Below are 20,916 nucleotides of genomic sequence, written 5' to 3'. Positions count from 1 at the left end.
TATTTTACAAGCCCGGGAGCATTAGGCCGCCGATGACAAACGGATTTCCCTTTACTTATGGCCCGTCGCTGCGCTGTGGCGCCGCATCGACCGCACAGATGGCCGAGTTGCTTCCGCCCGGTCCCGTCCTGTTCGTCACCGACAAGCAACTTCTGGCGCATGGATTGGCGGATGTCGCGCTGGCCGCGCTGGAACGCAGTGGACGAAGCGTATCCATCTTCGATTCCGTCGAACCGGACCCTTCGGATGCAACCGTACTCAAAGCAGTCGCCCAGGGTCGAGACGCGGGCGCCGTGGCTGTTGTCGGATTTGGCGGAGGCAGCCCCATGGATGTCGCAAAGGTCGCCGCTTATCTGCTGGCCAATGACGAGCCGCTGGAGGCGATCTACGGTGTCGGCAAGGCGACCGGACTAGCTGCGCCTTTGATCTTGTGCCCGACCACCGCAGGCACGGGATCGGAAGCGACCCCGATCGCTATCCTTACCACCGCAGATGGCCGCAAGCTCGGGATAGTATCACCCGCGCTCTATGCGCAGTGGGCGCTGCTGGATCCGAGCCTCACCATCAGCCTGCCCCCGTCGATAACGGCAGCCACGGGCATAGATGCCATCGTGCATGCCATCGAAGCCTACACCTCCGCGAGGCTAAAGAACCCGATATCGGACATGCTCGCCCGGCAGGCTCTGCAGCTGCTGGCGGGGAACATGCGCAAAGTCATCGCAGACGGATATGATCTGGCGGCGCGCGAAGCGATGCTATTGGGGAGTCATCTCGCCGGTATAGCCTTCTCCAACGCTCCCGTGGCGGCGGTGCACGCTCTCGCATATCCGCTGGGAGGGATTTTCCACGTTCCGCACGGGCTCTCCAATGCGCTGATGCTCTGCCATGTTCTGCGGTTCAACATCCCGGCAGCGGAGCAGGCCTATGCCGAGCTTGCGCCCTTGATCGATCCAAAGCTCGCCACGCTCGACCGGGGCGAGCGGGCGCAGGCATTCGTCTCCGCGCTTTCGCAAATGATTGCCGACATCGGCCTGCCCGACAAGCTGTCGGCGGTGGGCATAGGCGCCGAACATCTCGATCTTCTGGCGGAGGAAGCCATGCTCCAGACGCGTTTGCTGATCAACAATCCCCGACCGATAGAGCGTGACGAAGCTCGCGCGCTCTACGAAGCTGCGCTGTGAGCGCCGCCTCGCCGATGCCGGCGTGGAAACCGGCGCTTTGGGGCACTGGCCAGGTCGCGATCCAGACCTACCGCGACATCCCATCGCTCCTGCTGCTTTTCTACATGACTCAGCTGCTCGGCATTTCGCCCGCCGTTGCCGGCCTCGCGATCTTCGTCCCGAAACTTGTCTGGTCGACAACCTGCGACTTCGCGGTCGGCGCCCTGAGCGATCGCTATCGAGACCGCTTTCCGCGACGGTTGCTGCTTCTCGTCGGCGCCGCGCTGGCGCCGGTCGCGCTGATCGCCCTGTTCATACCGCCGGGTGGACTGGAAGGTGACAAGGCGCTGCACGTCGCCCTCGTCTTCACCGCCTATGTCACGATCTTCTCGATCTTCTCCGTTCCGCACCTGTCGATCGGCGCAGAACTGACGCACGTGCCCGAGGAACAATCTCGCGTTATGGGATGGCGGACCACGTTTCTGGCGTTCGGGGTGATGATGGGCGCCGGCTTTGCACCGTGGCTGATCCAGCGCTTCGGCAGCGGCTTCCAAGGTTATCAGATCATGAGCGTCGTCATGGCCGGGATCTGCTCGGTGGCGCTCATCCTGTCCTTTCTCGGGTCGCGCGAGGCCCCGATGGTGCGCAGCCACGCCACCAAGAGCAGCAAATGGGAAGCGCTGAAGCGGAACCGTCCCTATCGTTTTCTGCTCGCAGCCTTCTTCGCGCAGATGATCGGCCAGGGCGCGGCCTATGCGACGCTCACCTATCTTCTGGTGTTCAAACTGGCCCTCCCGGATCCGTTCGTAGCGCTGAGCATCTCGGTGGTTCTCACCTGCACGGTGCAGATGCTCGAGCAACCCCTGCTGGTACGGATAACGAACCGGTTCGGGTCGCGTGCGACCTTCATGGCCGGAAGCGTGGTGTACAGCGCCTCGCTCGCCTGGATGGGGCTTGGCCCGCCGGGCTCGCTCATGTCCTTCTACGGAGCATCGATCGCGCTTGGAATGACCAATGCCATCACCTGGCAGAGCGCCTTCACCCGGCTGAGTGAGCTGATCGCCCAGGATGCAGATCGGCATGGTGGAGACTCGCACGCTGGTTTTCTCTCGAGTCTCTTCGTTGCCGGCGAGAAAGTGGCCTTTTCGCTCGGCGGAACCGCTCTGGCCGGCTCCCTGCTGAGCTTGAGCGGCTTCGTGGCGGGGAAGACCGAACAGTCTCAAAGCGCGATATGGGGCATCGCCCTGATCTTCGCGCTGACCCCGGCGGTCTGCAACGCAGCAGCCATCGCGCTGATGCACCGCAGCCGTCACGCCGATGCCGATGGGGCACGGATGCAGGGAGCCTACGAGCAGTGAGCCGGCACGTGAAGAAAGCTTATGTCGATCTGCCGGAAGGCCAGATCCATTATGCCTCGACAGAAGGTGCAGGAACTCCGCTGGTGTTCCTGCATCAGACGGCGAGCAACTGGCAGATGTGGTCCAGGACCATCGACGCACTCGCAGATCTGAACGCGCCGATGATCGCGTTCGACACACCCGGCTTCGGCGGAAGCTTCGATCCGCCCGAGGCGCCCGGCATGCCCGACTATGCCCGCTGGATCGCTGAAGCGCTGCGCCAGCTCGGGATTGGGCCGGTCCATCTGATCGGCCACCATACGGGCGCGGCGATCGCCTGCCAGCTGGCCGCTGACGATGCAGTACTCGTCCGCACGCTGACGATGTTCGGCCCGATCACCTGCACTTCCGAGGAAAGGGAGGAATTGTCGCGCCATGCCGGACCGCCTTTCACCCCGGAGGCGACCGGAGCCTATGTGCGCGACAATTGGGACTATCTGGTGGCCGGCGGAGCCGCCGCCGATCCCTTGCTGATCCATCGCGAATTGACCGGAATGCTGCGCGCACATGTCGCGCGTTCGCACGCCTATGCGGCAGTTTGGGCACAGGATTTCAGCGCACTGTTCCAGACGCTGGCCCAGCCGCTGCAGATCATCTGCGCCCCGGACGACGATCTCTGGCCATTTTTCGCCCGCGCCCGGGAGATCAGACCCGACGCCACGGCGGTCGTCCTTCCGGGCGGCGCCAATTTCGAACCCGATCTTGAGCCACAGGCGACGGCGGATGCGATCCGCAGCTTCGTCTTGCTCCACCGCTAAGCGAACGAGACCATCATGGCAGAAACGCCCTCTATCACCCCCACCCTCGCCCAACGGATCGCAGCGCCGGAGCTGCTGATCGTTCCCGGCGTCCACGACATGATCGCGGCGCGGCTGGCGCGAAAGGTCGGGTTCGATGTCCTTTATGGCAGCGGCTTCTGGCTCACGGCTTCGGCGCACGGCATTCCCGACGCCGGCATCGTTGGCTATGCCGAAATGCACGAACGCATCGCCCGCCTGGTCAAGGTCAGCGAAGCCACGGTGATCGCCGACGCCGATACCGGCTATGGCGGCCTGTTGAACGTCCACCACACGGTTCGTGGTTTCGAAGAAGCCGGCGCGGCCGCGATCCAGATCGAAGACCAGGTGTTTCCCAAGAAGTGCGGGCATACGCCGAACCGGCAGGTCGTGTCGGCGGAAGAGATGGCGGACAAGATCCGGGTCGCCTGCGAAGCACGACGAAGCCCCGACACGTTGATCATCGCGCGGACGGACTCGCGCGAAAGCGAAGGACTCTCGCGCTCCATCGATCGTGCCCAGCTTTACGCGGAAGCCGGTGCGGACATGCTGTTCGTGGAGGCGCTGCACGATGTCGACGAAATGCGAACGGCCTGCCGCGAGATCGTGGCGCCGATGATGGCCAACATGTCCAACGGCGGCTACACGCCGATGCTCGGCGCAGCGGAGTTGCTCGACATCGGCTATGCTGCAGCCATCTATCCAGCGCTCAGCGGGCTGGCCTCGACCCATGCGATCGAACACGCCTATCAGGAACTGATGGACAAGGGTGATCCGCGGCCATCGCAGGTCGGCCTCGCCGACTTTCGAGGTTTTTGCGAAATGATCGGTTTTCCCGAGGTCTGGGCATTCGACGCAAAGTGGGCGCGACAATAATCGTATACATATTTCTTGTATGTGATAATTTTTTGGGGGAAATGGGCCTGATATTTCGATTTTGTACTCAATTAGATATTGCATGATTGCCAATTGCGCCTGACACTTTCTTCCGACGCTGATCTGATTCCAGCATGGAAGGAGCGGTTGACATGGCTACCGGCGCCCTGAACCCCGGCAAACAGCTCGAACATGGCATACTCGCAATGCCGACGAATGAAGAGGAGAGCCGCCAGCTCTTCGTCACGTCGCTAAAATTCCACCTGGCTACGAAAGTGGCTCCCGGCAACAAGCTGGCATACGAGCAGCGCGCCCTCCCGGCTTTCGTGAAAGAGCGGGGCAGCGAACCGGCCAATCGACACGAGATCCGTCACCTCATGGACAACGACCCCTATTTCCGGATGTGGGGTGCCATGCAGCGGACCAGCCAGGAAATGATGTGGCATTCGGTCCAGTTGTCCGTCGAGCGGCAGAACGCCGATATCCAGAACCGTGGCAATGCGGTGGCTGCACCTTTGGGTTCGCTGACACTCCATCCGGAGATGCCGGTTCCCGCTTATGTCAGCGCGGTCGACATCCACTGCATGCCCGGCAACTATCACGGCGAGTATCAGCAGGACGACCTCGCCAACGGTGCGGTCTATGATCGCGCGGTATGGCTGTACGTGATGGGCCGCATGGGGCCGCTCAACGACGACATGGGCCAGTCGCTGTCTAGCTATCTCCAGCAGAATCGCCCCGATTTCAAGCCGAAGCGGATCCTCGACATGGGCTGCGGCGTCGGCCACTCGACGCTGCCTTATGCCGACAAATTCCCGGAGGCGGAACTGCACGGCATCGACGTCGGGGCCCCGATGCTCCGCTACGCGCATGCCCGCGCGGAATCGCTCGGCAAGCGGGTGCACTACAGCCAGCAGAACGCCGAAGCGACGGACTTCCCCGACGGCCATTTCGACCTCATCGTCAGCCATATCCTGGTCCACGAGACCAGCCACAAGGCGATCCGCAACATCATGAAGGAGGCCTATCGCCTTCTCGCGCCGGGCGGCCTGCTGGTCCATCTCGAAACCCCGCCCTATGGCGCGATGAGCGAGTTCGATGCTTTCCTGCTCGATTGGGACACGCGCAACAACAACGAACCCTTCTGGGGCGGCAGCCACGAACTCGACCCCTCGGAACTGGCGGAGATCAGCGGCTTTGGCGCCGACGCGGCCTTCGAACATCTCCAGCCATCCGCCTTCGAGGAAGCCGCCCAACGACGGACGCAGAAATTCCAGGCCGGCGACTTTGGCGGTGGCGGCGCCTGGTATCTGTGGGGCGCGGAGAAGAAGGCATGATCGAGCTTCCCCGTCAGGCCAAGGGTGACCGCCCGATCTATCTGGGCGACAAGACGACCGACAATCTGCTGTCCATGCTCCTCGCACTTGCCGGCGAGGTGGTCGTGCTGCGAGAGCGGCTGGACAGTGTCGAGCGTATTGTAAGCGAGGATGACTCGCTCAAGGCCAAGGTGGATGCCTATCGCCCTTCCCCCGACGTCGAGAAGGAACGCGATGCATGGCGGGCGCAGTTTCTCGACATCGTCCTGCGTCCGCTGAAGCAGGACTATGAGGATCTGGAATCGCAGTCAGGTGCGAAAGGCTATGACGAAGCGATCGAGATCGTGACCGCCGTCGACTGATCCTGTCGACGCTTATCCGCTTCCGCCGGAGGGTAGCCATTTGACCAGCATCAGAAAGGGCTATGCGGACAGCCGCGACGGCCAGATCCACTATCGGACTGCGGGCGCAGCGGACGCGCCCGCGCTGCTCTTTCTTCACCAGACCGCCAGTTCGGGTGCAATGTACGAGAAGGTCATGGCCTTGATGGCGGATCGCCGCCGCTGCGTGGCCTTCGATACGCCCGGCTTCGGCGGTTCCTTCGCACCGGCGGGCCAGACCTCGCTGCGCTATTATGCCGAGCGGCTGATCGAGGCGGCCGACGCACTGGGCGTCGATCGCTTCGATTTGTGCGGGCATCATACCGGCGGGTGCATTGCGCTCGAGATTGCCGATCTTGTCGGAACAAGGCTGCGCAGCCTCACGCTGATCGGTCCGGTGATTGCGTCGGCGGCCGAGCGGGAAGAATTCAGCCGAACCTTCACCGAGCCATTTTCGGTCTCGGCGGACGGCAGCCACTTGCAGACGGCCTGGGACTATCTCGTCACCATCGGCGCGCACCAGACGGTCGCCCTGCACCAACGAGAAATGATCGACCATCTGATCGGCGTCGAGGCGATGCCCAAGGCCTTCTCGGCAGTGTGGAAGCAGAACTCCGAGGCACTGCTCTCGGCCGTGTCGGTTCCGCTTCTTCTGATGATTTCGGACGACGATGCGCTCTGGCCGCTCTTCCACCATGCCACGGAGCTTCGCCCGGATGCAGAGGTAGCCATGGTCAAAGGCATGGATTTCCAACCCGATGTCGATCCCGAAGGGGTGGCGCAGAGCCTGGCCCGATTCCTCGACCGCGCCGGATAACGCGCAATCGCGCGGAGGCCGCCGCCGGGCGGCCTCCCACAGGCTCACGCCTGCTTGCCGATGTCCTTCTGCAGCGCTTCCAGCTTCTTGAACTGGGCCTGCATCGCCGCTTCCTGCGACGATTTGAAACCGGCATGCTCCGCCTTGATCCAGTCGTGCTGAACATCGCGCTGCCGGTTCATATTGTTGATCCGCGGCATCACATAGCGGGCAAACAGCTCGTAGGACTTCAGCTTCGCCTCGAACGGCGCCCAGTTGAGGTCGCAGATAAGGTAGGAGCCGAAACCACCACCGCTGGCGTTCCACAGTTTCTCGATTTGCTCGACGACATCGTCCGGGGTACCGATTGCGGCGAGCCCGGTATCGATCATATAGGTTACGGGATCGTCCATATGCTCTTCGGGGACGATCGGAAGCGTGCCGATCGTCTTGTAATAGTCGATCCAGTCCTTCAGCCCATATTCCATATCGCGCCGGGCCTGCTCGCGGCTCTCGGCAATATGGGCGAATCCCACCATCCGCCACTGCCGGCGATCCATCTTATGGCCGTGCGCCGTCGCGATGTCGCAGGCGATGTTCCAGTTCCGCTCGGCAGCCTCCATTGCGGCGGGCGACGTCGCGCTGATCGTCATCATCGATGTGCCATAGCGACCAGCGGCCATCGGGCCGGACGGGGACACGACGCAGGCGGTGCTGATCTCGACCGGCTCATTATTATAGGGCCGCATCTGCAGGCTCGCATTTTCCAGCGTGAACCACTCGCAGGAATAGCTCACCGTCTCGCCGCGCATCAGTGCGGTGATGCAGGCCAGCGCCTCTTCCATCCGGTCGCGCTGCTTGCTGACGGGGATGCCCATCATCTTGGCATCGGACGGCAGCGATCCCGGACCGCAGCCGAACATGACGCGGCCGCGCGTCATGTGATGCAACTGCATCCAGCGATCTGCGAGGATCATCGGATGATGATAAGGCAGGGAATTGACGCCCGTTCCCAGCCGGATCGAGCGCGTCCGTTCCGCCATGACGGCAATGAACAATTCCGGCGAAGCGATAAGCTCGCCGCCGCCCGAATGATGCTCACCAATCCACGCCTCGTGGAAGCCCAGCGCGTCGAGATGCTCGACGACCTTCATGTCGCGATCGATACAAAGCGTAGGATTCTCGTGGTTCATGTGAATGGGCGGCAGAAAGATGCCGAAGCGAAGATTTTCGAGCGCGACGGTCGTGGTCATATTTCAAACCCTTTCATTGTCCCGTTGCCCGGCCTGTCGATAGACTTCATCGGGCTTCCTCAATCGACGCCATGCCGCCGATTCACTGGTACAGTCGATTTGTATCCATTAGGAAGATTGTTTCTATCCCTTATTTCCTAATCGCGTAGCTTTCCACATTTCTGAAAAATCGATTTAACTCTTATATTTCATATAAATAGATCATAGTTTTGTTGCCGAGTTACTCACGTGACGGACCGCCAGCGGAGCGACCTTCTTGACTATCATGTACACCAACATGATGTTTTCGCTGAATCTCACGGCAAAAGAGGAGCCCCCCATGTCCGACCTTCCGATCGCGCCCCGTCTCGACTCCAGCACGGCGTTGATCATCGTCGATATGCAGGAGGGTTTCCTGCGGGACGACGCGGCAATGGCGCGCCTCGGCTTCAATCTCGGCCTTTTGAGAGAGGCTCTCGATCCGTGTGTCCAGCTTCTCGAAGCAGCGCGCAACGCCGGAGCGCTCGTCGTCTTCACGCGCTACGTCTACAAGCCCGACTATTCCGACGGGGCGATCATGATCGAGCTCAACCCGGGCCTCAAGGCCGAGGGAGCGCTGAAAGCCGGGGAATGGGAAGTGGAGATCAGCCCCGCCCTCGCGCCCCGAGCAGGCGAAGCCATCATCGACAAGAGCAAGCCGAGCGCCTTCTATGGAACCGACATGGACCAGGTTCTGGAGAAGAATGGCATAGAGCGGGTGATCGTCTGCGGCATCACCACCAATTGTTGCGTCGAAAGCACGGTGCGCGACGCCAGCCATCGCGACTATCAGACCTGGCTCGTGACCGACGCGGTCGCGGAGTCCGCGCGCGATCGGCACGACTATGCGATCCAGTGCATGACCATGCTTTTCGCCCGTGGGACGACAGTGGCCGAGGTCTGCGCCGCCTCTGCCTGAGTGCCTCACTGCTCGCACGTCAGCGCTGCTTCTCCGTAGAAGCCGCTGGCGTCGAGCGCCGACGCGACCTCGTCGGCTTTGAGGTCGGGCGCAAAATTGGCACCCCCGCTCAAGATTGTGACCTGCGCATCCGGACGGACCGCACAGGTCCGATTGAACAGGCCGAATAGCAGATCGTCCGGAGAACTGATCAGATGCAGTGGGCAAGTCAGGGAACCGAGCTGCGCGGCGACATCCTGCTCCCAGACAGCCCGATAGGCATGGGGCCGAGATGCCCAGCCCCGCAGCATGTCGATCATCTCCCGATGCAGCAGGTCGATGTCCCGGTCCGCCCCGCCGACCCGGAGATATTCCCAGTTCTTGAGAAGATATGCGCCGCTTCGATTGGGACGAAATGGCGCCCCGAGGCGACTGGCATAATGGTTCCGCTCTTCCTGCGTGAGGGCAGCCGGTCCGAACAGCGTAAGGCTCTGCGTTCTTTCCGGGCGGGCCGCGGCATAGGCCAGCGCGATCGCCGCACCGGTGTGATGCCCGACCAGATGGACCCGTCCGGAGCCGGCGAGCTGATCGATCGCCTCGGCGAGCCATCGCGTATAGTCGGCCATCGTCGGATCCTGTACCGGGTCGAAACTGGCGCCGAAGCCGGGCGTGTCCAGAGCCCATAGCGGCTGCGGAGCCAGCAGGCGTTCCATGACCTTCGTCCACATCCGTGACGAACTCGCCGTTTGATGCAGAAGCACGATCGGAACGCCGCAGCCCTGGCGGCGCACGAAGTGCATCTGCCCATCGCGAAGATCGAGATAGCCGCGCTGCAGGGTAGCCCCGCAACGAAAATCGGGGGCGGGCTCAGCCATCGAAAAAGCTCCTCATTGCGCCTGTGACGCTGTCGATGATGTGTTCGCGCTCAAGCCGGATCATGTCCGCAGCGCCCGCCACCGAGAGGACCATGCGCCGCCCGCCCGGAAGGGGAGGCAGCAGCCAGGCAAGGGCCCCTACCCCGGTCGAAAATTCGCTGTCCCCCTCGCCAAAACCGCGTTCGCGCACCACGGACACCTGCTCCATCACGTGCCGCAGGTCGGCATGATAGGCGGGATCGCGCATTCTCCGGTTGGCGCGTTCGACATAGCGGGCGATCATGTCGTCCCTGCGCCCCGACAGCGCCACGATGCCGATCACCGTCGTGAGCAGCGCGGTCCGGTCTCCGGCCGAGACGGTGAGCGCAAGCGGCTTGGTGCCGCGCTCGACATGCAGGAACTGCATTTCGAGGTCGGTCTGCGTGGACAGCGAGACGGTTTCCGCCGTCTCGGCGCCCACCGTCCTGATGAACTCGAGCAATCGACGGTCAGGGCCGAGCGCATCGAACAGCCAGCCACCGAGCAGCGCCACCCGCATGGTCGGAAGATAGGTGCGCTCGAAGGTGTCGTAGGCGAGATAACCCAAGGAGACGAGCGTCTTGAGCAACGCAACCGTGCTCGATTGGGGCCAACCCAATTTGCGCACCACATCGGTGGCGCTGAGCGGCAGGCGACATGTGTCGAACAGCTCCAGAATTTCGAAGACCCGCGACGCGGATTTAACGCTGCCATCATCGGTCATGCTCTGACTTCCATATATATGGAATTATCCATCGCCAATATGATTACATTTGACTCGCCGCCTGTCCAGCGGGAAGCTGCCAGGACCGGCGCACGGCCGGCAGAGCACGGAGGTTGCATGAGCGGCGGCTATATCGACATCGTCTGCAATATCTTCACGCCGGAGGCGGTGGTCGGCGGCATGACCGGCATCGACGATGCCTTCAAAGCCAAGGTCCGGATGGACCCGGCCATGCGCGACGGGATCACGATCGAAGATTATCTGCGGCGGATGGACGCGGCCGGGATCGAACGCTCACTGCTCATCGCCGTCCGGGCCGGCGACCTGAACGTGCGCCTGTCATGGGAAGTACCCTATGAGATGATCGCGGAGATCTGCCAGCGCTATCCCGACCGGTTTTCGGGCCTGGCCGGGATCGACCAGACCCGCGGCATGAAGGGCCTCCGCGAACTGGAGCAAGCCGTCAACGATTATGGCTTCGTCGGCGCTCACTGGTATCCGCACTGGTTCGGCTGCCCGCCCGATGCTCCGCAGATCTATCCCTATTATGCCAAGTGCTGCGAACTCGACATTCCGATCATGATGCAGGTCGGGCAGAACCTGGTCTACTCCAGCGAACGGCGGCTGCCTTCGGTCGCCCGTCCCATCCTGCTCGACCAGGTCGCGATCGACTTTCCAGAACTCGTTCTGATCGGCATCCACGTCGGTGTTCCGTGGACCGAAGAGATGATCTCAATGTGCTGGAAGCACGACAATGTCTACACGGCGGGCGACGCCTATGCGCCGAAGCACTGGCCGCAATCCTATGTCCATTATGCGAACACCTATGGGCGCGAGAAGGTGCTGTTCGGCACGGACTTTCCCGTGATCGACCCGATCCGGGGCGTGCAGGAAGTCGATGCGCTGGGCTTCCGCCCGGAATCGCACCGGCTTCTGATGCGCGAGAACGCGCTACGCATCTTCAAGAAAATCCCACGCTGAGGTCGCCATGAGCTATCCGGTCCGTACCGCGCAAATTCCCCAGAACTACGTGTCCATGACGGCGCTGGGGTCGGTTCGCGCCACCGCTCTACGCGACCCCGCCCGCAAGGCGGTGGTGTGCGGGGATCGGACGCTCAGCTACGGCACGCTCGTCGACCGGTCGGAACGACTGCGGGATGCGGCGATCACGACGCTAGGCCTGACCAAGGGCCAGAACGGCGCCATCGTCGCGCGCAACTGCATCGAATATATCGAGGTGGCGCTCGGCCTTCCCGATGCCGGCGTCGCGCTGGCCACGGTCAACCCGCGTTTCACGCCCAGCGAGATCAAGGCGGTTGTCGAAAGCGCCGAAGCCAAGGTCATCTTCACCGATAGCGAAACGGCGCCGGCCGTCCGCGCAGCAGGCTTCGACCCGTCGATCCCCATCATCGAATTCGGTGAGGAATATGAGGCGCTGATCGCATCGCCGCCGAAGCCGGAAAGCCTGCCCGTCATCGAAGAATGGGACGTCTGGACCATCCCGTTCACATCCGGCACGACGGGGCTGCCGAAAGGCGTACTGCTCTCCCACCGTTCGCGCCTGCTCTTCGGCCTGATCAGTGCCGCCGAGTTCGGATGCTTCGGCCCGGATGACAGCTTCCTTGTGGTTACCGCCCTGGCCTTCGGCGGCGGCCTGGCCTATCCGCTGGCCTCGTTGGCATCGGGCGGCTGGTTCGAGATACTCGACCGCTTCGACGCGAAGACGACGCTCGCCAAGCTCAAAAGCGGCGACTTCACCGGGATCTTCCTGGTTCCCACCCATTTCCAGATGATCTTCGAACTGCCGGCCGACATATTGGCGGCCTATCGCCACCCGAAAATCCGGTCGATCATTTCCAGCGCCGCAGCCTTGCCCCAGGCAATGAAGGAAAAGATCGTCGACTTTTTCGGCAACGACGTGCTGCACGAATTGTACAGTTCGACCGAGATGGGCGTGGTCTGCAACCTGCGTCCGCGCTTCCAGTTGCTCAAGGACCGGTGCGTTGGCACTCCCGAGCCGCACGCCCGCGTCAGTATCCGCCGCGAGGACGGCAGCGAATGCGACCCGGAAGAAGTCGGCGAGCTCTGGGTGTCCTCGCCCACGCTCTTCAACGGCTATTATAATCGGCCGGAGGAAACAGCCCAGGCGAGCAAGGATGGCTGGGTGAGCGTCGGTGACCTTGCCAAGCGCGATGCGGACGGGTTTCTCTATATCGTCGACCGCAAGAAGGACATGGTCATCACCGGTGGCGTGAATGTCTATCCGCGCGAGATCGAGGAGGTGCTCGTCAGGCACCCCGACATCCTTGAAGTCGCCGTGATCGGGCTTCCCGACGAGCGCTGGGGCGAGCGGCTGCTGACCGTCGCCGTGCCCCGCGAGGGTCGCTCGCTGAGTGCCGCCGATATCACGGTATTCTGCGAGGGCAAGATCGCGTCGTTCAAGATCCCGAAGGAACTGGCACTGATCGACGAACTACCGCGCAACGCCAACGGCAAGGTGCTGAAGACGGAGTTGCGCAAGCATTTCATGTCGCAGTCCGCATGACGACCGACGCGCTTGCGGCCTTGCGGGCTGCGCTGGGTGAAGATCGGGTCATCATCGACCAGGATAGCCTCGCGCTCGCCGGGCAGGACATTTTCTATCGCGGCGATCCCGTCCTCGCGGTGGTGCGGCCCGGCGGGGCCGAGGACATCCGCCGCCTGGTCGACATGGCGCGGGAACACAAACTGCACCTCGTCCCGCGCGGAGGCGGCGCGAGCTACACGAGCGGCTATCTGTCGTCCCGGCCGGATCGCGCAGTTCAGGTCGACCTGCGGGACATGGACGCCATCCGGGAGATCAACGATCGCGATCTCTACGCCATCGTCGAACCCGGGGTGACCTGGCAGGCCCTGGACGAGGCGCTGGCGCCATCAGGTCTTGAGGTTCCGTTTCGCGGACCGGTGTCGGGTCGGGTCGCCACCATCGGAGGCGCGATCGCGCAGAACGCGATATTCTACGGGACGGGACGCCATGGGACAGCCGCCGATTCCGTGATCGGGATCGAGGTGGTCACGGGCACGGGTACCATCCTGCGTACCGGCAGTTTCGGGGTCGAGACGTCGCTGCCCTTCCTGCGGCATTTCGGTCCCGACCTGACCGGCCTCTTCACTTCCGACGCCGGCGTGATGGGCATCAAGACGGCCATCGTGCTGCGCCTGCGCCGTCGTCCACCGGCGCGGGACGTGGTGAGCTTCGCGACGGCCGACCTTGCCGCTCTGTTCGATTTTCTGGAAGCGATCGGTCGTGACGGCCATGCCAGCCAGGTGATGGCGCTGGACGTGAAGCTGGAAAGCGAGCGGGTGCGGCAGACCGGGCTCAGGGCAAAGATCGATTATCTACGCGCCTTGCTCGGCGGCGGCGGATCGCTGGCGAAACGGGCGGCTGAAGGCGTCGCCATGGCGCGCGCCAGCCTTCGCGCCGCACCGGGCCGCGGCATGGCGGTACATATATTCGTCGAAGGCGAGGATGATGCCGAATGCCGGAGCCGTGTCGCAGCTGCGACCGCGCTGGCGCGGGAAAGAGACCTGGTGGCCGCCGACCCGGCCGTGGCCAGGGCCATGCTCCGAATGCCCTTCGGTCCGGTAACCGGCTTGGCGGGTGCTCCGGGCGAACGCTGGGTGCCGATCCATGCCATCCTTCCGCATTCACGCGCCCTCGAGGGCATGGCTGTTGTCGAAGCCCTCGTCAGCGAGCGCGCGGAAGGCCTCGCGGAACATGGGATCAAGGTGCGCCATCTGCTGGCGACGCTCGGCGGCGGCGCGGTTACTCTCGAGCCCATGTTCCTTTGGCGCGATCGATTGACTCCTTTTGCGGATCAACTGCTCCGCGGTCAGGGCGGGAGTTCTCCAGCCGACGCACCTGCCCGGCCAGCCGCAGAAGCCTTCGTCGCGTCGCTCCGCAAGGAGATGATTGACAGGCTCGATGCAATCGGCGCGCTCCACACGCAGCTCGGGCGGGCCTATCCCTATCAGCAGCGCTTGGCTCCGGAGACCGCAGCTCTGTTTCGCGCGATCAAGCGCGAGCTCGATCCGGACAATATCATGAATCCGGGTGCGCTTGGCACGGAGCCGCCGACGCCCTGACGGAAGCGTGATCTCGAAAGCGGTCAGCTACACCCCTGCAGCCCGAAACAGCAGTGCCGGTCGCCCCGAGCGACCGGTTCCCGGGCCTACGCTCGCTTCGCCGCTCCGGCCTATCGCTGGGATTCCAGATAGCGGCGCTCATCGCCATAGGTCGGCAAATGCGCCATGGTACCGCCATCGACCGGGAAGACATGTCCCGTCAGATAGCTTGACGCGTCGGACGCCAGGAACGCGACCATTTCTGCAACATCCTGCGGACCGCCCATGCGCGGCAGAAGGGCCGCGTCTTCGTTATAGGCGACAATCTCCCGCGGCACGAGCCGGTCGAGCGTCGGCGTGCGCATCATCGACGGAGCCACGGCGTTGCAGCGTATGCCTTCCCGGCCATGGGCGGTGGCGACAACCTCGGTCAGCATGTGGACCGCCGCCTTCGAGACACTATAGGCAGGCATGCGATTTGCCGCGCGCAAGCCGTAGATCGACCCGGTATTGATGATGCTTCCCCCACCGGCACGGCGCATGGCAAGCACGCCATAGCGACAGGCGAGCATTGTTCCGCGAACCGTCACTTCCATCGTGCGGTCCCAGATATCGACCGGCACGTTCAGCACGTCGTTGTCCTTGGCGAGCGCCTCGTCGGACAGCAGGGCGGCATTGTTGTGCAGAATGTCGAGGCGGCCGAACCGCGCCTCGGTGGCCGCGATCGCGTCGCGGATGCTGACCTCGTCCCCGATGTCGCACAGAATGCTTGCGGCCGAACCGCCGGCCTCGACGATCTCGGCGACCACCGTCTCGGCGCGGGCGAGGTCTATGTCGGTAACCATCAGCTGCGCACCCCTAGCGGCCATGGTCAGCGCCGAAGCCCGGCCGATCCCCGAGCCTGCGGCGGTAACCATCGCCACCTTGCCGTCGAGTAGCATCGCGTTCATCGAAACTCCTTGGGGTTGTCCCTGTGGGATAGTCAGGAAATGGTCAGCCCGCCGTCGACCGTCAGGACGGCGCCGGTGACGAAGGAGGCCGCGTCGGACAGCAGCCAGACGATCGCCTCGGCCAGTTCTTCGGGCTCGGCGACCCGGCCGATAGGGTGCCCGGCTGCAAGAAACCGTTCGCGTGACGGATCGGCCTCCACCCACTCGGCAAGCATCGGCGTGCGCGTTCCACCCGGGCAGACGGCATTGGCCCTGATGCCCTGGGCAGCGTAATCGATGGCCGCACTCTTGGTCAGGCCGATCACCCCGAATTTGCTGGCGATATACTGGACCTGATCGGGCACGGCGACGAGGCCGGCGACCGAGGACAGGTTGACGATCGAACCGCCGCCGCCTTTGAGCATCAGCTTGATCGCCGGTTGCATAAGATGAAACATCCCGGTCAGATTGACGGCGATCACGCTGTTCCAGGTTTTCAGCGCGCAATCGGCGAGCGGCGCCGCGGCGCCCGTCAAACCGGCAGCACTCACCAGGCCATCGAGCTTCCCGAACCGGGCCTCGGTCGCAGCGACGATCGTGGCGCAGGAGGACGCGTCGACGACGTCCAGCGGATGCGCCATGGCGCGGTCGCGCCCCAGTTCTGCAGCGACCCTTTCGGCTGCAGAAACGTTCTTGTCGCCCAATACGACTGAGGCCCCCCGCTCGACGGCAAGAGCCGCGGCAGCCCGGCCGATGCCGGAACCACCTCCGGAGATCAGGATGACGCGTCCGTCCAGCGAAATTCGATTGTCCGCTTTCACATTTCCCTCCGGACGTCGGGTGCAGTCGCCGAGGCGATCAGTTCCACTCGGTGAAGGTGTACTCGACGTCCTGAAGGATCTCCGCTGGCGTCAGGACGAAGGAGAAGTTGCCGTACCAGGCATTGGTCACCTTGTCGGTCGGGATCCGATGGATGGCCGAGGTTCCCGGATAGCCCATCCGCGCCCAGCCCCTGCCCTTCCACAGGAAATCGAGCTTGAAATCAGCGGTCTGGGCATGAACGACCTGCCGCCGCGCAGGCACCTTGGGATCGGGCGACGGGATATGGCGGACCATGATCCAGCTCGACAGGTTCGGCAGTTCGTCGACCGAACCCTTCTGGTCGGTGATGGCGGCGACCTCCATCATCGTCCGCCCATATTTCTCGAGCTTGCCGTAGACCTCGTTCGCGTGAATCTCGAGCCGGCCATCGTCGCACAGCAGCTTCGGCATCCCGTATATTTCGCGGCCCGTGAACGTCGCAGTGTCGGTCGACGTCCAGATATAGGGGATGTGCATGCCGCGCTTCCCCTCGAACTCGACCTCATGGCAGATCAGCGCCTCATGATAATGGAGGCTGTGCGGTGGTTGGGAACCGTCCACGACGATCGCGTACACACGGTCGCTGCCGACCGCCGTAAGCGGTTCCGGGGTCATGTAGAGCACCTCGTCGCGCGGAATTTCGAGCTCAACGATGACCGTATGGTATTTTTCCATGTAGTAGGGGCCGGGCGCATAGGGAGGCGACCATGTCGGCATCACATGCCCGTGCCGCTGATAGGAATCGCCCATGAAACCCTCCGTCTTACGCGCTGCCGACTAAACCCATGAGAAGGGAAGCGGCGGCGGCACGAGGGCCACCGCCGCGCCCGGACTTCAGAAGCGGAAGCGAACTTCCAGACCATAGTTTCGCAGATCGGCCAGCGAGAACGCATTGGCCGTGCCGGCGATGATCGGCGCGATTTCCTTGACGTACCGCTTGTTGAACAGGTTGCGACCCCACAGCGTGAGATCCCACTTCTCCGTCTGGATACCCAAGCGGCCGTTGACGACCGAATAGGGCGTGCGAGCGAAATCGGGGTCGTTGATCGTGTTATATTCGGTACGACCGGTGCGGTTATATTCGACACGACCGATAAAGGACTTGGTGTCGTCCAACGGAATATCGACGGACGAACCCAGCGTGAGCGTCGTTTCCGGCACATAGGGCGGCGTCTTGCCGACGGCAGCCGGATTTGCCGTGAGCTTGCGGATCTTCGCGTCGATATAGCCGAACGCACCGAAGAAGGTCAGCCATTTGGTCGGCCGGACGGTGGCGTCGATCTCGAGGCCCTTGATCCGCGACTTGTCGATGGATTCGATCGATTCCACGAAGGCGATCGGGTCGAAAACATATTGCTGGTTGTTCTTGACGTCGGTCCAGAACAGGGCGGTGTTCAAGGTCAGCACCCGGTCGAACAATTCGCTCTTGAAGCCGACCTCATAGGTCGTCGCGACTTCCTTCTTGAAGGTGTCCTGGGTGATGATCGCCGCCTCGGCCCGGGCCCGCGCGGCAGCAGCGCTGAGAGTGGGATCCTGCTGGCGGAACAGGGTGACCCGGCTCAGCACCGCGGTTTCACGCGTACCGATCGGATTGAAACCGCCCGACTTGAAGCTGCGACCCCAGCTGGCATAGGCCGACGCATTGTCTCCGATCTTGTAGGTCAACGTGGCCTTTGGCTGGAACTGCTTGAAGGTCTTGCTGATGCCGTCGGCGCACTGGGCAGCGGTCTGCCCGGTGATGCGGACGCAGGCATTGTAGCTGGCGCCGCCCAGGAAAGGATTGGGCTGATCCGGCCCGATCGATCCCGTGCTACGCTTTTCGATATCGTAGCGTCCGGCCAGTTCGAGCGACAGCTGCTTGGTGAAGTGCATCGTGACGTTCGCAAAGGGCGCGTAATTCTTGCCGACGAAGCGATCCTCGACAAGGTTCGTGGTGGGATAGGCGCTATTGAGGCCGAAGATGCGGACCGGGAACGGAATGGCATTGCCGCCGCCGACCAGGGTGCGCTGTCCGGCGGCGTTATAGCCGACATAGCCCACCAGCTCCGCCGCAGTGATCCCGGCCGGAAGCGCGCCATTTAGCGTGTTGCCGATCCTGTAATCGCGCTTGTTCCACACGAACTCGCCGCCGACCTGCCATTCCAGGAAATCGCCCGGCTTGGACGTCAGGCGCAGTTCCTGCATGAACTGCTTGGTCTTGATGACCAGATTTTGCGTGCGGTCGCCGAAGATCGGAGTCCAGCCGAAATAGTTCGTGGTCGGATCGGAAGCGTTGCCATAGGGGTAATTCTTGCCGCTCGAGAACTGACGGACGTTCGAATAGCCGGTGATCGACGTGAGATCGGCGCTTTCGAAGTCGTAGTTCATCATCAGGCCGGTGCTGAAGATATCGCGCTCGTAGCGGCCGGGAACGTCCGAAACGAAAGGAATATCGAGGTTCTTGTTGGCGCTGATGTCGGTGATCGGGATGCCGTGGACGAGCGTTCCGTTCGGCGACAGACCGGGCACTGCCTGGATCTTTGCCGTGTAGGTCACGGCGCCGCCTGTCGCATGCGAAAACAGAATCCGGCCGTCGGCGGTGAAGGGTCCACCATCGTCCCAGCGGAGGCGCAGGCGCCCGACCTCTTCCTTGAATCGCTGCGTTTTCTCACCGGTGTTGACGTTGGTGTAGCTGCCGTCCGTGCCGGTGAAAGCACCCGAAATGCGGGCGGTCAGGCCAGGCAATATCTGCCCGCTCAGGCTGGCGTTCGCATTGTAGGTCCCGAACTTGCCATAGGAGAACATACCGCTGCCGGTAAACTCTTCGGTGGGCTTCTTCGTGGTAATGATGATCGCGCCGGCGGAAGCGTTCCGGCCATAGACCGTGCCCTGCGGGCCCTTGAGAACTTCGATCTGCTCCAGGTCGAACAGGGCCGAGTTAAACTCGGCCGGGCTGCCGATCTTGACGCCATCGATAAGGATCGCGACCGAGGGCTCGGCGTTGCGGATCGACGCCTGACCACGGACGTTGATTAGAAAGTCACCGGCATTGACCGAGCTGACAATGTCCACATTAGGTGTAAGTTGAAGGAAGTCGGTGGGCTTTTGAATACCTGCATTTACAATGGATTCTGAATCGAAGACAGAAATCGAAACCGGAGCTTCAATCAATTTGCTGTCACGCTTCAAGCCCGTGACAACGATGTCTCCTTCCGAAATCTCACTCCGATCAGCGGAGGCCGATGAAGCTTCGCTCTGAGCGAAAGCGAACGATGAAGTCGACATGAGTGCGAGCGCAAGAGCTGATGCACTCACCTGCCGAAGGTGATGGAAGTTCAACATATACCCCCCTTTTCTGCCATGCTGACAATAAAGCGGGCGCCGTCCCTTTTCGAACTGGGCCGCCCATCACCGGTGTTCAGCGAATGCGCCGCAACATCGGACGCCGCGAAGAGTTGTACTCAACGCCATGGGTGTCAATCGCTTTTTAGGGTGCTTTGACAAAATATGGATACAATTTTTCTGTGGACCCGGATTTTCGAGCTGAAACGGACACCAAATGCAGCTTCGAAGCGCCCATGTTGAACGGAAGAGGGCGAATAGAGCTAAACCGCTAAACCCAACGACGTCTCTGCCCGAGTCAACTTCCACATATGTGTATTCTTTGCCGCTATACTGCGGCACTGATTCGCGCCAAGCTCCATGCCAATTCCGAATCATGTATACATAAACGCACGAGGGCGGAGATGGCGGGGACGGGAAGCCGACGCAGAATTCTGGTCGTTGGAGGGAGCCGGGGAATTGGCGCGGAGATCGTACGCTCATTCGCCCGAGACGGTGACGAGGTGTTGTTCACCTATGGCTCTTCGGAAGGCGCGGCTCTTGCGCTGGCGGCGGAAACGGGTGCGACGGCGCGCAAGGCCGATGCCTCCGACCGGAACTCGATGGCCGCGCTGATCGGAGAGGCCGGCCCGTTCCACATATTCGTCTACAACGCGGCGGTCCTTATCTATTCCTCCGTTTTCGACGTCGAGGCTGCCGACGCCGATCGACTTTTCGATGTCAATGTCCGTGGTGCCTATCACAGCTCCGTCGAGGCCGCCCGATCCATGCCCGATGGCGGGCGGATCGTGCTGATCGGTTCGACCAATGGCGACTGCGTTCCGTTCCCGGGGATCGCCGCCTATGCAATGAGCAAGGCCTCGCTTCACGGGCTCGCCCGAGGTCTCGCACGCGAGCTTGGCCACCGCAGCATAACGGTGAACGTGGTTCAGCCGGGGCCCACGGATACCGAAATGAACCCCGCAGACGCCCCGCACGCGGCGCAGTTGCACGGCGCCATGGCGATCAAGCGCCACGGCACGCCGCAGGAGATCGCGGCTCTCGTCAGCTATCTGGCCGGAGATCAGGCGGGTTGGATCACCGGAACCAGCCAGACGATCGATGGAGGCTTCGGCATCTGATGCACATATGGCTTTCGGCCAGAGAAGCTGCCGGATTTCCATTCTCGCCAATTTGACCCAAGGCGAGGGCAGATATTCCAGAGGCGCTCGAGC

Annotated in this window: 19 protein-coding genes; 12 read left to right on the top strand and 7 right to left on the bottom strand. The window is 62.5% G+C overall.

From position 1 onward, the window contains the following. Positions 1 to 32: 32 nt before the first annotated feature. The 7 genes from G6P88_RS00885 (at position 33) to G6P88_RS00855 (ending at position 6,722) form a co-directional block, all read left to right on the top strand. Positions 33 to 1,181, top strand: coding sequence for an iron-containing alcohol dehydrogenase (locus G6P88_RS00885; RefSeq protein WP_165321403.1), 1,149 nt, complete (start codon positions 33 to 35; stop codon positions 1,179 to 1,181). Beyond that, positions 1,178 to 2,518, top strand: a complete 1,341-nt coding sequence (locus G6P88_RS00880) for an MFS transporter (protein ID WP_165321402.1) — start codon at positions 1,178 to 1,180, stop codon at positions 2,516 to 2,518. Before G6P88_RS00885 ends, G6P88_RS00880 begins: the two co-directional genes overlap by 4 nt. An 8-nt stretch (positions 2,519 to 2,526) precedes the next feature. Then, positions 2,527 to 3,315, top strand: coding sequence for an alpha/beta fold hydrolase (locus G6P88_RS00875; RefSeq protein ID WP_165321401.1), 789 nt, complete (start codon positions 2,527 to 2,529; stop codon positions 3,313 to 3,315). Between the two features lie 15 nt (positions 3,316 to 3,330). Then, positions 3,331 to 4,209 carry an isocitrate lyase/PEP mutase family protein gene (locus G6P88_RS00870; RefSeq protein WP_165321400.1) on the top strand — a complete coding sequence of 293 codons (879 nt, stop codon included), beginning with the start codon at positions 3,331 to 3,333 and terminating at the stop codon, positions 4,207 to 4,209. A gap of 152 nt (positions 4,210 to 4,361) precedes the next feature. Continuing rightward, entirely contained in the window at positions 4,362 to 5,546 is a 1,185-nt protein-coding gene (locus G6P88_RS00865) for a class I SAM-dependent methyltransferase (protein ID WP_165321399.1), read from the top strand. Further along, positions 5,543 to 5,887, top strand: a complete 345-nt coding sequence (locus tag G6P88_RS00860) for a hypothetical protein (protein WP_165321398.1) — start codon at positions 5,543 to 5,545, stop codon at positions 5,885 to 5,887. The genes G6P88_RS00865 and G6P88_RS00860 overlap by 4 nt, the downstream gene beginning before the upstream one ends. Positions 5,888 to 5,927: 40 nt before the next feature. Beyond that, the gene (locus G6P88_RS00855) at positions 5,928 to 6,722 is read left to right on the top strand and encodes an alpha/beta fold hydrolase (RefSeq protein WP_165321397.1); all 795 of its coding nucleotides are present in this window, start codon (positions 5,928 to 5,930) and stop codon (positions 6,720 to 6,722) included. Between the two features lie 44 nt (positions 6,723 to 6,766). Here the strand turns inward: G6P88_RS00855 and G6P88_RS00850 are convergent, their stop codons facing one another. Beyond that, positions 6,767 to 7,954, bottom strand: coding sequence for an LLM class flavin-dependent oxidoreductase (locus G6P88_RS00850; RefSeq protein WP_165321396.1), 1,188 nt, complete (start codon positions 7,952 to 7,954; stop codon positions 6,767 to 6,769). Between the two features lie 319 nt (positions 7,955 to 8,273). On the opposite strand from G6P88_RS00850, the gene G6P88_RS00845 reads away from it, so the two are divergent. Beyond that, positions 8,274 to 8,891 carry a cysteine hydrolase family protein gene (locus G6P88_RS00845; RefSeq protein WP_165321395.1) on the top strand — a complete coding sequence of 206 codons (618 nt, stop codon included), beginning with the start codon at positions 8,274 to 8,276 and terminating at the stop codon, positions 8,889 to 8,891. Between the two features lie 5 nt (positions 8,892 to 8,896). Here G6P88_RS00845 and G6P88_RS00840 read toward each other — a convergent pair whose 3' ends face one another. Both G6P88_RS00840 and G6P88_RS00835 read right to left on the bottom strand, forming a co-directional pair. Then, complete coding sequence (locus tag G6P88_RS00840; RefSeq protein WP_165321394.1) at positions 8,897 to 9,745, bottom strand: alpha/beta fold hydrolase; 849 nt, start codon at positions 9,743 to 9,745, stop codon at positions 8,897 to 8,899. Beyond that, the gene (locus G6P88_RS00835) at positions 9,738 to 10,487 is read right to left on the bottom strand and encodes an IclR family transcriptional regulator (protein ID WP_165321393.1); all 750 of its coding nucleotides are present in this window, start codon (positions 10,485 to 10,487) and stop codon (positions 9,738 to 9,740) included. Before G6P88_RS00835 ends, G6P88_RS00840 begins: the two co-directional genes overlap by 8 nt. Positions 10,488 to 10,604: 117 nt before the next feature. Here G6P88_RS00835 and G6P88_RS00830 point away from each other — a divergent pair, with 117 nt between their 5' ends. The 3 genes from G6P88_RS00830 to G6P88_RS00820 are packed head-to-tail and all read left to right on the top strand — an operon-like array spanning position 10,605 to position 14,612. Beyond that, positions 10,605 to 11,468 (top strand): amidohydrolase family protein, encoded by an 864-nt coding sequence (locus G6P88_RS00830; RefSeq protein WP_165321392.1) that lies wholly within the window; start codon positions 10,605 to 10,607, stop codon positions 11,466 to 11,468. A gap of 7 nt (positions 11,469 to 11,475) precedes the next feature. Beyond that, a complete protein-coding gene (locus tag G6P88_RS00825; protein WP_165321391.1) occupies positions 11,476 to 13,032 on the top strand; it encodes a class I adenylate-forming enzyme family protein in 1,557 nt (518 codons plus the stop codon). Next, positions 13,029 to 14,612 carry an FAD-binding oxidoreductase gene (locus tag G6P88_RS00820; RefSeq protein WP_165324816.1) on the top strand — a complete coding sequence of 528 codons (1,584 nt, stop codon included), beginning with the start codon at positions 13,029 to 13,031 and terminating at the stop codon, positions 14,610 to 14,612. The genes G6P88_RS00825 and G6P88_RS00820 overlap by 4 nt, the downstream gene beginning before the upstream one ends. Before the next feature lie 110 nt (positions 14,613 to 14,722). Here G6P88_RS00820 and G6P88_RS00815 read toward each other — a convergent pair whose 3' ends face one another. From G6P88_RS00815 to G6P88_RS20410, 4 genes are all read right to left on the bottom strand, one after another. Further along, entirely contained in the window at positions 14,723 to 15,541 is an 819-nt protein-coding gene (locus G6P88_RS00815) for an SDR family NAD(P)-dependent oxidoreductase (RefSeq protein ID WP_165321390.1), read from the bottom strand. Positions 15,542 to 15,573: 32 nt separating this feature from the next. Next, entirely contained in the window at positions 15,574 to 16,341 is a 768-nt protein-coding gene (locus G6P88_RS00810) for an SDR family NAD(P)-dependent oxidoreductase (protein WP_165321389.1), read from the bottom strand. A gap of 37 nt (positions 16,342 to 16,378) precedes the next feature. Beyond that, positions 16,379 to 17,131, bottom strand: coding sequence for an acetoacetate decarboxylase family protein (locus G6P88_RS00805; RefSeq protein ID WP_165321388.1), 753 nt, complete (start codon positions 17,129 to 17,131; stop codon positions 16,379 to 16,381). 84 nt (positions 17,132 to 17,215) lie between these two features. Continuing rightward, complete coding sequence (locus G6P88_RS20410) at positions 17,216 to 19,645, bottom strand: TonB-dependent receptor (RefSeq protein WP_282097772.1); 2,430 nt, start codon at positions 19,643 to 19,645, stop codon at positions 17,216 to 17,218. A 461-nt stretch (positions 19,646 to 20,106) separates the two neighbouring features. On the opposite strand from G6P88_RS20410, the gene G6P88_RS00795 reads away from it, so the two are divergent. Then, positions 20,107 to 20,823: an SDR family oxidoreductase gene (locus G6P88_RS00795; protein ID WP_165321386.1), complete on the top strand. Its 717-nt coding sequence runs from the start codon at positions 20,107 to 20,109 to the stop codon at positions 20,821 to 20,823. Positions 20,824 to 20,916: the final 93 nt, after the last annotated feature.

Source organism: Rhizorhabdus phycosphaerae, assembly GCF_011044255.1.
In the GTDB taxonomy this organism is placed as follows: Bacteria; Pseudomonadota; Alphaproteobacteria; order Sphingomonadales; family Sphingomonadaceae; genus Rhizorhabdus; species Rhizorhabdus phycosphaerae.
Note: the sequence above shows the minus strand (reverse complement) of the source record. Positions and strands in the feature narration are given on the sequence as shown.

Bases quoted from the DNA above. Each gene is read 5' to 3' on its own strand.
- G6P88_RS00820 (WP_165324816.1), top strand. From the start codon at position 13,029: ATGACGACCGACGCGCTTGCGGCCTTGCGGGCTGCGCTGGGTGAAGAT.
- G6P88_RS00835 (WP_165321393.1), bottom strand. From the start codon at position 10,487: ATGACCGATGATGGCAGCGTTAAATCCGCGTCGCGGGTCTTCGAAATT.
- G6P88_RS00825 (WP_165321391.1), top strand. From the start codon at position 11,476: ATGAGCTATCCGGTCCGTACCGCGCAAATTCCCCAGAACTACGTGTCC.
- G6P88_RS00830 (WP_165321392.1), top strand. From the start codon at position 10,605: ATGAGCGGCGGCTATATCGACATCGTCTGCAATATCTTCACGCCGGAG.
- G6P88_RS00885 (WP_165321403.1), top strand. From the start codon at position 33: ATGACAAACGGATTTCCCTTTACTTATGGCCCGTCGCTGCGCTGTGGC.
- G6P88_RS00815 (WP_165321390.1), bottom strand. From the start codon at position 15,541: ATGAACGCGATGCTACTCGACGGCAAGGTGGCGATGGTTACCGCCGCA.
- G6P88_RS00845 (WP_165321395.1), top strand. From the start codon at position 8,274: ATGTCCGACCTTCCGATCGCGCCCCGTCTCGACTCCAGCACGGCGTTG.
- G6P88_RS00795 (WP_165321386.1), top strand. From the start codon at position 20,107: ATGGCGGGGACGGGAAGCCGACGCAGAATTCTGGTCGTTGGAGGGAGC.
- G6P88_RS00860 (WP_165321398.1), top strand. From the start codon at position 5,543: ATGATCGAGCTTCCCCGTCAGGCCAAGGGTGACCGCCCGATCTATCTG.
- G6P88_RS00805 (WP_165321388.1), bottom strand. From the start codon at position 17,131: ATGGGCGATTCCTATCAGCGGCACGGGCATGTGATGCCGACATGGTCG.
- G6P88_RS00870 (WP_165321400.1), top strand. From the start codon at position 3,331: ATGGCAGAAACGCCCTCTATCACCCCCACCCTCGCCCAACGGATCGCA.
- G6P88_RS00840 (WP_165321394.1), bottom strand. From the start codon at position 9,745: ATGGCTGAGCCCGCCCCCGATTTTCGTTGCGGGGCTACCCTGCAGCGC.
- G6P88_RS00850 (WP_165321396.1), bottom strand. From the start codon at position 7,954: ATGACCACGACCGTCGCGCTCGAAAATCTTCGCTTCGGCATCTTTCTG.
- G6P88_RS20410 (WP_282097772.1), bottom strand. From the start codon at position 19,645: ATGTCGACTTCATCGTTCGCTTTCGCTCAGAGCGAAGCTTCATCGGCC.
- G6P88_RS00865 (WP_165321399.1), top strand. From the start codon at position 4,362: ATGGCTACCGGCGCCCTGAACCCCGGCAAACAGCTCGAACATGGCATA.